11 protein-coding genes are annotated in these 11691 nt (G+C 71.3%); 7 read left to right on the top strand and 4 right to left on the bottom strand.

Translation table 11 applies throughout. The annotated features are described in order from the left end of the window. Nucleotide 1: 1 nt before the first annotated feature. On the top strand, nucleotides 2-1663 hold the full coding sequence (locus ACF1G2_RS02600) for an amidohydrolase (protein WP_391796467.1): 1662 nt from the start codon (nucleotides 2-4) through the stop codon (nucleotides 1661-1663). A gap of 60 nt (nucleotides 1664-1723) precedes the next feature. On the opposite strand, the gene ACF1G2_RS02595 is transcribed toward ACF1G2_RS02600, so the two are convergent. The 3 genes from ACF1G2_RS02595 to ACF1G2_RS02585 form a co-directional block, all read right to left on the bottom strand. Further along, nucleotides 1724-2371 carry a DUF305 domain-containing protein gene (locus ACF1G2_RS02595; RefSeq protein ID WP_391796466.1) on the bottom strand — a complete coding sequence of 216 codons (648 nt, stop codon included), beginning with the start codon at nucleotides 2369-2371 and terminating at the stop codon, nucleotides 1724-1726. Between the two features lie 92 nt (nucleotides 2372-2463). Beyond that, entirely contained in the window at nucleotides 2464-2913 is a 450-nt protein-coding gene (locus ACF1G2_RS02590) for a DUF6153 family protein (protein WP_391796465.1), read from the bottom strand. A gap of 56 nt (nucleotides 2914-2969) precedes the next feature. Further along, nucleotides 2970-3314: a tetratricopeptide repeat protein gene (locus ACF1G2_RS02585; protein WP_391796464.1), complete on the bottom strand. Its 345-nt coding sequence runs from the start codon at nucleotides 3312-3314 to the stop codon at nucleotides 2970-2972. A gap of 145 nt (nucleotides 3315-3459) precedes the next feature. On the opposite strand from ACF1G2_RS02585, the gene ACF1G2_RS02580 reads away from it, so the two are divergent. Next, nucleotides 3460-4425: a pirin family protein gene (locus tag ACF1G2_RS02580; protein WP_391796463.1), complete on the top strand. Its 966-nt coding sequence runs from the start codon at nucleotides 3460-3462 to the stop codon at nucleotides 4423-4425. Nucleotides 4426-4533: 108 nt separating this feature from the next. Here ACF1G2_RS02580 and ACF1G2_RS02575 read toward each other — a convergent pair whose 3' ends face one another. Beyond that, entirely contained in the window at nucleotides 4534-6189 is a 1656-nt protein-coding gene (locus ACF1G2_RS02575) for an MFS transporter (protein WP_391796462.1), read from the bottom strand. 158 nt (nucleotides 6190-6347) lie between these two features. Here ACF1G2_RS02575 and ACF1G2_RS02570 point away from each other — a divergent pair, with 158 nt between their 5' ends. From ACF1G2_RS02570 to ACF1G2_RS02550, 5 genes are all read left to right on the top strand, one after another. Beyond that, on the top strand, nucleotides 6348-7355 hold the full coding sequence (locus ACF1G2_RS02570; RefSeq protein WP_391796461.1) for a helix-turn-helix transcriptional regulator: 1008 nt from the start codon (nucleotides 6348-6350) through the stop codon (nucleotides 7353-7355). Nucleotides 7356-7519: 164 nt separating this feature from the next. Beyond that, complete coding sequence (locus tag ACF1G2_RS02565) at nucleotides 7520-7693, top strand: hypothetical protein (RefSeq protein ID WP_391796460.1); 174 nt, start codon at nucleotides 7520-7522, stop codon at nucleotides 7691-7693. Nucleotides 7694-7772: 79 nt separating this feature from the next. After that, complete coding sequence (locus ACF1G2_RS02560; protein ID WP_391796459.1) at nucleotides 7773-8093, top strand: hypothetical protein; 321 nt, start codon at nucleotides 7773-7775, stop codon at nucleotides 8091-8093. A gap of 237 nt (nucleotides 8094-8330) precedes the next feature. Continuing rightward, nucleotides 8331-10178: an N-acetylmuramoyl-L-alanine amidase gene (locus ACF1G2_RS02555; protein ID WP_391796458.1), complete on the top strand. Its 1848-nt coding sequence runs from the start codon at nucleotides 8331-8333 to the stop codon at nucleotides 10176-10178. 128 nt (nucleotides 10179-10306) lie between these two features. Then, nucleotides 10307-11671 (top strand): PP2C family protein-serine/threonine phosphatase, encoded by a 1365-nt coding sequence (locus ACF1G2_RS02550; protein WP_391796457.1) that lies wholly within the window; start codon nucleotides 10307-10309, stop codon nucleotides 11669-11671. The last annotated feature ends 20 nt before the right edge of the window (nucleotides 11672-11691 follow it).

Below are 11691 nucleotides of genomic sequence, written 5' to 3'. Positions count from 1 at the left end.
CATGAACAGCGCAACCCCCGCCGACCTCGTCCTCACCGGGGCCCGCATCCACACCGTCGACCCCCGGCTGCCCGAGGCCGAGGCGCTCGCCGTACGCGACGGACGCATCGTCTGGCTCGGCGCGGACGCCGACGCCGCGCGCTGGACCGGTCCCGGCACCACGGTCCTCGACGCGGGCGGCCGCCTGGTCCTGCCCGGCTTCATCGACGCCCACAACCACGTACGCCTCGGCTCCGACGACGCCTGCGTCCAACTCGCCGGGGCCCGTACCCTCGACGCGATCCACGAGCGCATCGCCACCTGGCGCGCCGCTCACCCCGAAGCCGCCTGGATCGAGGCCGAGGCGTTCGACTACTCCGCGATACCCGGCGGGCGCATGCCCACCGCCGCCGACCTCGACCCCGTCACCGGCGACACGCCCGCCCTCGTGCTCAGCTACGACGTGCACACCGCCTGGCTCAACACCGCCGCCCTGCGTGCGCTCGACGTCACCCGCGACCGCACGGACCTGCCGTTCGGCACCGCCGTCACCGACCCCGAAACCGGCGAACCGACCGGCTTCGTCAAGGACTTCGCCATCAAGGGCCTCTCCCGCGCCGGCCACCGTGCGCTGCGGGAGCTCGGCCTCCCGTGGGCCTCGCCCGACCGCCAGTACGGCCGGCTCGCCAAGAGCCTGGACGACGCCGTCGCGTTCGGCATCACCACCGTCGTCGAACCGCAGAACTCCCTGGACGACCTCGCCCTCTTCGAGCGCGCCCGCGCCGAAGGCCGGCTCCGTTCCCGGATCGTCGCCGCGCTCTTCCACCCGCGCGGCACCACCGACGCCGAACTGGACGAATTCGCCGCCGCCGCCCGTACGTTCGCCGACGACCGGCTGCGCGTCGGACCGCTCAAGCTGTACATCGACGACGTCGTCGAACCCCGCACGGCCGCCCTCCTGGAGCCGTACGCGGGCTGCGGGCACCACCGCGGCGGCACCTTCTACCCGCCGGAGGAGTTCGCCGAGCTGCTCACCGGGCTCGACGCGCGCGGCTTCCAGTGCTTCGTCCACGCCACCGGCGACCGCGGCATCCGCACGGTCCTCGACGCCGTCGCCCGAGCCCGCGCCGCCAACGGGCCGCGCGACGCCCGCCACCAGGTCGTCCACGTCGAGTGTCTCGACCCGGCCGACACCCCGCGCTTCGCCGAACTCGGCGTCGTCGCCTGCATGCAGCCCCGCCATGCCGCACCCGACATCGCGGGCCCGGGCCAGGACTGGGCCGAGAACATCGGCCCCGACCGCTGGCACAAGGCGTGGCCGCTGCGCAGCCTCCATGCCGCAGGTGCCGTCCTCGCCCTCTCCAGCGACTGGAACGTCGCCGAGATGGACCCCATGGTCGGCATCTACACCGCCGTCACCCGCCGTCCGCTGCACGGCGGGGGAGAGCCCTGGACGCCGGAGGAGACGATCGACGTCGCCACTGCCGTCGAGGGCTACACCATGGGGTCCGCCTTCGCCAACTTCCTGGAGGACGAGCGGGGTTCGCTGACCGTCGGCAAGCTCGCCGACTTCGTCGTCCTCTCCCGCGACATCCTCCGCATCGACCCCGAGGAGATCCCGGGGACGGTGGCCGAGACCGTCGTCGTGGGCGGCGACATCGTCCACACGCGTACGGGCGCCTGACCCCCGTACGGAGGACCGGCGGCTCCCCTCATTCCGGGGAGCCGCCGGCACGCGCCCGGGTCAGAGCCGGTCGAGGATCTTCTTCAGCTCGGCGATCTCGGCGGACTGGGTCCGCACGACGTCGTCGGCGAGCTTCTTCGCCGTGGCGTCGCGACCGTCCTTCTGCTCGGTCTTCGCCATCGCGACCGCCCCCTCGTGATGGGCGGTCATCAGCTCGGCGAACTTCCGGTCGAAGGCCTTGCCCCGGAGGGACTCCAGTCCCTTCATGTCCTGCTCGGACATCATCCCGGCCATGGCGTGGCCACTGCCGTGTCCGCCGCCGTGACCGCCCGCACCCGCCGACTCGGGCTTGCCCCAGGACTTGAGCCAGGACCTCATCGTACGGATCTCCGGGTCCTGGGCCTTCTCGATGTCGGCGACGATCCTCTTGACGCCGTCGTCCTCCGCCCTGCCGTCGGCGAGCTCCGCCATCTCCAGGGCCTGCTGGTGGTGCGGGATCATCGCCTGGGCGAACGCCACGTCCGCGTCGTTGAACGCGCCGGCCGCGGAAGAGCCGGAGGCCGAGGCCGCGGCGCCCGGCTTCGTCCCGCCGGCCGCGTCGTGAGCGGAGTCTCCGGCGGAGCCGCAGGCGGCGAGCAGCAGGGCCGCGACGGCGGCGGCGCCGGTCAGCGTGAGCTTCCGGGCGGTGGGATGGTCGAACGTACGCATGTCTGTCACACCTCGTGTGCTGTGAAGGTTCGGAAAGGCCGAAGCGGCGCGTGTGCGGGCGGCGCGAGGCGCGCCCGCGGTGGCGGTTCGGCCTATATCCGCAGGATCGACAGCTGAGCGAGGTCGGGAGATATGGGTGGCGGGGCGTTCGGGGCGAGCGACCGGGTGAGCCGGCCGAGCAGCCGCACCAGCCGGTCGGGACGCCGCCCGAGGGCGGCGAGGACCAGCCGGGCGAGAGCCCAGACGCCGAGGACGGCCACGCACAGCGTGGTCATGTCCATCGCCATGCCGGAGTCGTGCGACGGGGCGGCGGGAGCCTCGGTGCCGGTGGGGTGGACGGGGGCGGCGTCGTGGACGGAGGCGGTGTCGTGGACGGGGGCGGAGGCGTGCGACACCCCGTCCGTCCCCGTGTCCGAGGCGTTCTCCGGGTGGCCGACCGCGTGCATCACGAAGACGCCGAGGGCGAGCACCACCACGAGCAGCAGGTGCGCGACGGCACCTCCCGCTCGCGTCCGGCTCCGTCCCACACGTTCCGTACGCACCGCTGAACCTCCCGCGACGACCCTACCGAAGGCCGCCGCGGGACCGGCTCAAGGGCCTACTCCGGCAGGTCGCCGTTCATGGCGGCGGCGAGCCGGAGGTGCGGGGCGGCCTCGGCGGGGCGGCCCTGCCGCTGCAGGGTGCGGCCGAGCATGAGCCGGGCGTAGTGCTCCACCGGGTCCCGGTCGAGCACGGCGCGCAGCTCGGTCTCGGCGCGGGACAGCTGGGCGGAGTGGTAGTAGGCGCGGGCCAGCAGTAGGCGCTGGGCGGTCTGTTCGGGGTGCTCGGCGACGAGACCGCGCAGGATGCGCGCCGCCGACAGGTACTCCTTGGCCTCGAAGAAGAACCGGGCGCGGTCCCAGCGCTCGCCGGCCGTGCCGAACTCGTAGTACGTGTCGTTCACTCGCGCTCCCTCGTGGCGTCCATACCCTGCCACCCGGTGGGGTGGTGCCGTCGTCGTCAACATCGCAAGATGATTGAACATTCCACTACTATTTCCGGGTGGAGACACGCCCACCTCGTCCCGTGAGAGGAATAGGTTGACTGGCATGAGCAATCTAGATCGTCAGGCCGCCCTCACCGTGTGCGGCGGCCGCGGCTTCGTCGTCGCCGAGCCGGTCCGGGAACTCCTCAGCCCCCGCCACGTCCAGCTCGGCGAGTCGACCGAGGTCCGCCGTCTGCTCCCCAACCTCGGCCGCCGCATGGTGGGCGCCTGGGCCTTCGTCGACCACTACGGTCCCGACGACATCGCGGACGAGCCCGGAATGCAGGTCCCGCCGCACCCGCACATGGGTCTCCAGACGGTGAGCTGGCTCCACGAGGGCGAGGTCCTGCACCGTGACAGCACGGGCAGCCTCGAGACGATCCGCCCCCGGGAACTGGGCCTGATGACCTCGGGCCGGGCGATCTCCCACTCCGAGGAGAGCCCCCGCTCGCACGCGCGCTTCCTCCACGGGGCCCAGCTCTGGGTCGCGCTCCCGGACGCCCACCGCCACGTCGAACCCCACTTCCAGCACCACGCCGACCTCCCCCAGGTCACGGCCCCCGGCCTGACGGCCACCGTGATCCTCGGCGAACTCGACGGCGCCACCTCGCCCGGCACCACGTACACCCCCCTGATCGGCGCGGACCTCGCCCTGACGGCGGGCACGGAGGCGAGTCTCCCCCTGGATCCGGACTTCGAGTACGCGGTCCTGTCCATGTCCGGGGAGGCCCACGTCGACGGTGTCCCCGTCCTCCCGGGCTCGATGCTCTACCTCGGCTGCGGCCGCACCGAACTCCCCCTGCGCGCAACCTCGGACGCGGGCCTGATGCTCCTGGGCGGCGAGCCGTTCGAGGAGGAGATCGTCATGTTCTGGAACTGGATCGGCCGGTCGCACGAGGAGATCGCGCAGGCCCGGGAAGACTGGATGACGGGCACCCGCTTCGGCGAGGTGAAGGGCTACGACGGCCTCCCGATCCCCTCCCCGGAACTCCCCCCGACCCACCTGAAGGCCCGGGGCAGGCTGCGCTGACCTGCTGGTTTGTGTGAACCCTGGTGGGTGCGGTCCTCGCACCCACCCAGGTCATGAGATCCGTCCTGCAGCACTCTGCGGCCGGTGGAGCTGTGGGGCCGCGCCCTCTTAGGAGGCAGGCAGCTGCCGGACGTCGGCGCCGGCCTCCTGCGCCCCGCCGGAAGCGTCCTCTCCGTCCCGCTGCCGGGCGTCCGGCTCGCGCTGGGGGATGAGGAAGGTCGCGAGCATTCCGAGCACCAGCAGCGCGGCGCAGGTGTAGCCGTTGATCTGGACCCCGTAGGACATGGCGTCCCGGGCTGCGTCGGCGGCCGCGGCCGTCTCGGGGTGCTGGCTCAGACCGGAGATCATCGCGCCCGCGCTGTCGGCGACTGCCGAGGACAGCTCGTCCGCGTCGGGCGTTCCCTGCTGGGCGAGCCGCTCGGACAGGTCGGAGTCCAGCGCCGTGAAGAACGTCGACGTCAGGATCGCGATGCCGAGCGCGGAGCCGAGCTGACGCGCGGCGCTCTGGATTCCGGAGCCCTGGCCGGCCTGCTGCGGCGGTACGTCCGCCAGGACGACGTTGGTGACCTGCGCGGTGGCGAAGCCGACCCCCATGCCGTACAGGAAAAGGGCGACGGCGATGACCCACCACGCGGAGTCGTCGCTCGCCAGCAGGCCGAACAGCAGCAGACCGAGCGCTTCGAGCGTGAGGCCGATGCGGACCAGGCCGACGGGGCCGGTCCTCTCGGCCATGCCGAAGCCGGCACCGCTCGCGAAGAAGCTGCCGACCGCGACGACGAAGACCATCAGGCCGGTCCGGAGTACGGAGTACCCCAGGGTGTACTGGAGCCACAGGGGCAGTACGGCGAGGATGCCGAACTCCGCCAACGCGATGATCAGCGTCGCGATGTTGCCCGTGCTGAAGGACTTGATGCCGAACAGCGAGGTGTCGATCAGCGGTGCCGTGCCGTTCTCGCGCGTCAGCCGGACCTGCAGCTGGAGGAAGAGCGCGAGGCTGACCACGGAGACCGCCAGGGCGACCGGGACGACGGACAGGTCCACCCCGTCACCGAAGGGGCCGAAGCTCTTGCGGGCCTCCCACCAACCGTAGTTGCGGCCCTCGATGAGACCGAAGGCGAGAAGTCCGAGCCCCAGCACCGACAGCACTCCGCCGCCGACGTCGACCTTGCGCGGCTGCCGGGGAGACGGCTGGAGGAACCGGATGATGCCCGCGAGGATCAGAACCACGACGAAGATGTTGATGCCGAACGCCCACCGCCAGGAGTACTCGGCGAGCCAGCCGCCCAGCAGCGGTCCGACCGCCGCGGCCGCACCGATCGTGGACCCCCAGATGGCGAAGGCCTTGCCGCGATCGCGTCCCCGGAAGGTCATGCTGAGCAGCGCCAGCGACGTGGGCATGACGATCGCGCCGCCCACGCCCTGGGCGAACCGGCTGACGATCAGGAACTCCCCGGAGGGCGCCACAGCCGCGGCGATGCTCGCCAGCCCGAAGATCACGGTTCCGACGACGAACAGGCGGCGTGCTCCCACGATGTCCGACAGGCGCCCCATCATCAGCAGCAGGGCTGCCAGGATGATCGCGTAGGACTCCTGGACCCACTGGGCGCCGAACGCGGAGATCTTCAGGTCGTCGATGATGGAGGGCATCACCACGTTGACGATGGTGAAGTCCACGACCACCAGCGACACCCCGAGAGAAATCGCGACCAGACCCAGCCAAGCGTCCCGACTGCCGGATGAGGACCGAGTTGGATTCTCAGACACTGCGTTCTTCCGATCTTCTCGATGCGATGCACCCGGTGGAACGCCGGGGGCGACATACGGGAGCGGGAGGGGATGCGCGCCGCCCCCGGAGCAGCGGCACCATCGCAGGAGAAGAGGACGCGTGCTGACCTCTACTGATCGCAATCGGAGGGAAATTCTTGATCGCCAACCGCACACTGGAGCTCCTCAGCCTGCTTCAGGCACAGAAGGAGTGGACCGGCGACGGGCTGGCCGAGCGCCTGGGGGTGTCCCCGCGCACCGTCCGCCGTGACATCAACCGGCTCCGCGAACTGGGCTACCCCGTCACGGCGACGAAAGGCCCCTCCGGCTACTACCGGCTGTCCCGCGGGGCGCGTCTTCCTCCACTGGTAGTCGACGACGAGCAGGCCATCGCCATCGCGCTGTCCCTCCAGACGGCGCCCGCCTCCGTGACCGGCATGGGTGACGCCACCAGACGCGCGCTGAACTCCATCAGGGAACTCCTGCCGCCCCACCTCTCCCGCCGCCTCGCGACCTTCTCCGTCGAACAGATGGAGAACGCCTGGGAGCTGGCCCCGCCCCAGGTCGACCCCGGACTGGTGGCCCAGCTGAGCGCCGCCGCGCAGGAGCGGGAACTTGTGCGGTTCACCTACCGGTCCATCGAAGTCGACGAGGCGGACGGCTGTGAGGTCCTCGCCGAACCCCACCGGCTCGTCGTCTGGTCGGGACGTTGGTACATGGTCGCCTACGACCAGCGAGGGTGCTCCTGGCACGCCTACCGGCTCGACCGGATCGAACAGCCGGCCCCCACCGGGTGGCGCTTCGCCCAGCGTGACGTTCCCGAGGGGGACATCACCCGCTTCGTCCAGAGCCAGCCCGACCGCGGAGACACCTCGGACACCTGGCCCTGCTGGGGCACCGTCCTGATGGAGTGCCCGGTGGCGCTGGTGGCCAAGTGGGCTCCGGGCGCGGCGAGTTGTGAAGCGATCGACGAGCGGATCACCCGGATACGGATGGGTGCCTGGTCGTGGTCGGCGCTCATCGGCTTCCTGGTCACCTTCGACTGCCGGTTCACCGTCGAGAGCCCGCCCGAACTCGCCGAGGCGGCACGCCGTGTGATGGGCCGTATCGACGTCGACATCCCCCGGGCCGACGCGTCCGCCTCGGGGGGAAAGCCGACCCCGTGATCTCCCTCCGGCCCACCTGAATCCCCGGGGCAGGGTGCGCTGACCGCGAAGGCCGCGGCCGCGGGGGACCAGGGCGCCACGGTCCGTCGCCGGTCGAAGCCTCGCCTCGGCTTGGACCGGCGATGCGGGGGCAGACGGACAGCACCCTTCGAGAGGAGCTGTTCATGCTTGGCATAGTGGCTGCGGTCCTGTTCTTCATAGCGTGGCTGATCAACGCCGCGGACATCGGTACCAACGACGTCTTCTCTTCGGCGAACGTGATGCTGCTCGGGTTGACCGCACTCGCCCTTCACGTGGCGGGTGTGGGGGCCGGCCGTTCCTTCAAGCGCCGCCGCTGACCTTGCCAGGGCAACCCGCAGGGACGTCCTGACGTCTCGTTCTCCGGAGGACGGCCGCCGACCACACCCGGGAGAGCACGTGGCGAAGAAGAACGAGACGACGGACGCGGCGGCGGAGAGGGATCGCGAGAAGTGGATGGCGCGTTTCCAGGTGCGGCTGGTCAGGCAGCCGGGCGTGGACCGGGCAGTCGTGCTGCGGGCGGTCAAGGAGGTCACGGCGCACTGCGCGGATACGGGAGAGCACCCGCGGGCCGCCTTCGGTGATCCGGACGCCTACGCCGTGCAGGTCGCCGAGCGGCTCGTGCCGGCGGACCGGGCGGCGGAGGCGCGGCGTCGCAACGCCGGGGTGGACGCGCTCGACTCCGTACTCAAGAGGGCGCGGGACATCGCCGGACTCTGACCGCCCGCTCCACCTCGCCCCCCGTGCGGCTCGTCATGCCGTGGCCGGCAACTGCTCCGGTGCGGTGACGGACCCGCACGCATGCGGCGTGTCGGCCGGAACGGAAGGCCGTCGCCCCAAGGATTGTGGCGGCCGCCGAACCGGCCTCGACGACGACTCCGACCGCCGAAGCGAATGGGACGTGGTGTGGCCAGAAGACACAGGAGGCAGCGGCGTCTCGGCGCGACGGGTGTGGCGGTGGCCCTCATCTGGGGGTGCGCCGGTGCCGGGACCGCCCGGCCGTCCGATGCCACGCCGGGTGACTTCGAGCGGGCGGCCGAGCAGGCAGCCGCGGAGTTCGGCGTACCGAAGGACGTGCTCCTCGGGGTCAGCCACGAGGCCTCCTGGTGGGAGGGCAACCAGGGCCGCCCGAGTACCAAGGGCGGCTACGGGCCGATGCACCTGACGGACACGACGTCCGGGAGGACGTACGCCCACCGCCCGGGCGAAGGGCCCGTGGACGCCACCGGCACCGACGACCCCTCCGAGCACACCGTGCAGGCCGCCTCCGCACTGATCGGCGTCGCACCACGGACTCTCAAGACCGACGAGCGGCAGAACCTCCGAGGTGGCGCCGCCCTCCTCGCCTCGTACCAACGGCAGATCACCCGGGGGGCCTCGCCGGATCCCGGCAGCTGGTACGGGGCCGTGGCGCGGTACAGCCAGGCCGCCGACACCGCGACGGCCGGCCGGTTCGCCGACGGCGTGTTCACCGTGATCCGTACGGGCATGCGGCGGGTGCGCGAGGACGGTCAGACGGTGACGCTGGCGAAGAGGCCGGCCGTTCGTCCGGCGACGTCACAGCTCGCGTCCCTGAGGCTGAGGACGCTTCCCGCGACGGAGGTGCCGGAGTGCCCCACCGAGCTGAACTGCCGGTTCGTCGCGGCCGCAGCATCGAACTACCAGGTGTCCGCGCGGAATTCCAACGGCATCGACGTCGACTTCATCGTCATCCATGACATCGAAGGGCCCTACGACGCGGGAATCAGCTGGTTCCAGGACCCGTCCAGCGGGGTTTCCGCGCACTACGTGATGAAGGCCGACGGCAGCGCTGCGACCCAGATGGTCGCCACCAAGGACATCGCCTTCCACGCCGGAAACTACTGGGTCAATCTGCACGGCGTCGGCATCGAGATGGAGGGTTACGCCGCCCAGGGGCCGACCTGGTTCACCCCGGCCCAGTACAAGGCGACGGCCGCGCTGGTGACCTACCTGGCACGGCGCTTCGACGTCCCGCTCGACCGCAGGCACATCGTCGGGCACGACAACGTCCTTCCACCGCGGCCGGCCCGCGCGCCCGACGCCCACTGGGACCCCGGCCCCTACTGGGACTGGGAGAAGTTCATGGCTCTCCTCGGTGCCGGCGACCGCCGGGAGCCCGGTGCCGAGGGGGAAGCGGGCGGCGGGAACATCGGGATCGGCCAAGCGGTCAAGATCGTCCCGGAGTTCGGCAAGAACCCGCAGGCGGTCAGGGTGTGCGATCCCAAGTGCCGTACACAGAACCAGCCTTCGAACTTCCTCTACGTCCGCACGGCGCCGCGCGTCGACGCTCCGCTCGTCTCCGATCCCGCGCTCCATCCGGACGGGTCGGCGGGAACCGAGCGCATCGACGACTGGGGAGCCACCGCGATGTGGGGGCAGGAGTTCGTGGTCGCCGACGTGCGAGGAGACTGGACGGCCATCTGGTTCGGTGGGCAGAAGGGCTGGATCCACAACCCGGCGGGTGTGCACACCCGCCCCGCCCCGAACGCGCGGATCGTCCGTCCCGCGGACGGGGCGAAGTCGGTCTCCGTCCACACGACGGCCTACCCTCGCGCCGCCGAGTACCCCCGGGGAGTGGTCGCGTCGGAACAGACGCGGTTCACCATGTACGCGTTCCCGCCGGGTCAGGCGTACGTGGCCGCCCGCACCCCGGTGGGCGCCGACGACTTCTTCCCCGCCACGCCGGCGCGCCCCGAGGTCGTGGTCACCGGTGACCAGAAGTACGACGTGATCCAGTACAGCCGCCGCCTCGCCACCGTGGACCATGCGGAGACCCGCGGCTGACCGCTTCGTCACCGGCCGTGTCGGGACGTTCACATGACCGAGCCGTAGGGGTGTGCTGGCGCGCGGATGGCCGGAGGGCTGAGTAGGTTGGCGAGAGAGGCATCCCCGGGAAGAGGAGCCGGTGGGCCGTGAAGCTGGAGATCGATTACAGGGCGTTGTTCACCGCGACGCCGAGCCCGTATCTGGTGCTGTCACCGGATCTGGTGATCGTCGATGTCAACGAGGCGTATCTGCGGGCGACCGGACGCAGCCGCGACGAGCTGCTGGGCCAGCCCTTGTTCGAGGCCTTCCCCGACAACCCCGCGGACCCCGACGCGGACGGTGTCAGCAATCTCGGGGCGTCGCTGGGGCGGGTGCTGGCCACGGGCCAGACGGACATCATGGCGCTGCAGAAGTACGACATCCCCGTGACCGAGCGCCCCGGAGTGTTCGAGGAGCGCTGGTGGTCCCCGGTCAACGCCCCCGTCACCCGTCCGGACGGACAGGTCGCATGGATCATCCACCGGGTGGAGGACGTGACCTCGTTCGTCCGTGCCCGCCGGTTCCACCGTTCCGCCGAGGGCGAGCAGCTGCCCGGACGGGGAAGCCGAAGCGGGAACGAGACGGGGAGCGGGAAGGAAGACGGCAGCGAGAGCGGAAACGGGAGCGGGGACGAGAACGGTCACGGGAACGAGCGCGGCAACGGGAACGAGTACCGGAGCGAGGACGGGGTGGAGGCCGAGCTGTACGCCCGGGCGCGGGAACTGCAGCTGCTGAACGAGGAGCTGCGCCGTGCGCATGCCAGGGAAAGGGAGATCGCGCTCGCGCTGCAGGAGGCGATGCTGCACTCCCCGGACCTGGCCCGGCATTCGGATGTCGCCGTGCGCTACCTGCCGGCCGTCGGCTCGCTGAACGTGTGCGGCGACTGGTACGACACCGTCGACCTGGCCGAAGGACGCTTCACGGTCGCCGTGGGTGACGTCGTCGGCCACGGCCTGGAAGCCGCCACGGTCATGGGCATGCTCCGCAGCGCCCTGTCCGCCGCCGGCCGGTCGGTGGCGGGGCCCGCCCAGGCCCTGGAGGTGCTGGGGATGTACGCCCGCTCCATCGAGGGGGCGCTCGCCGCCACCGCGGTGATGGTGTTCGTGGACACCCGCTCCCAGCTGGTCGTCTACTCCAGCGCCGGGCACCCGCCCCCGGTGCTTCTGCACGCGGACGGCACCTGCGAGCTGCTGGATCAGGCCACGGACCCGCCGCTGGGAGCCAGGCCGGCGCATGTCCTCCGGCCGCAGTCCGGCACCTCCTACCGCCCCGGAGACACGCTCGTCCTCTACACGGACGGGCTGATCGAACGCCGCGACGAGGACATCGACCACGGCCTGGACCGGCTCACCACCGCGCTCGGCGACCTCCACGGCCATGACCCGGAGCGGCTTGCCGACGAACTGCTCGCACGGCTGGGGGTCGCCGGAGGTGCCCGCGACGACATCGCCCTCGTCGTCGTCCGTCTCTGACCCCCACGTCGGCCACACGG

It is taken from the genome of Streptomyces sp. NPDC013457 (assembly GCF_043089925.1).
Taxonomy (GTDB): domain Bacteria; phylum Actinomycetota; class Actinomycetes; order Streptomycetales; family Streptomycetaceae; genus Streptomyces.
Note: the sequence above shows the minus strand (reverse complement) of the source record. Positions and strands in the feature narration are given on the sequence as shown.

Bases quoted from the DNA above. Each gene is read 5' to 3' on its own strand.
- ACF1G2_RS02600 (WP_391796467.1), top strand. From the start codon at position 2: ATGAACAGCGCAACCCCCGCCGACCTCGTCCTCACCGGGGCCCGCATC.
- ACF1G2_RS02595 (WP_391796466.1), bottom strand. From the start codon at position 2,371: ATGCGTACGTTCGACCATCCCACCGCCCGGAAGCTCACGCTGACCGGC.
- ACF1G2_RS02580 (WP_391796463.1), top strand. From the start codon at position 3,460: ATGAGCAATCTAGATCGTCAGGCCGCCCTCACCGTGTGCGGCGGCCGC.
- ACF1G2_RS02565 (WP_391796460.1), top strand. From the start codon at position 7,520: ATGCTTGGCATAGTGGCTGCGGTCCTGTTCTTCATAGCGTGGCTGATC.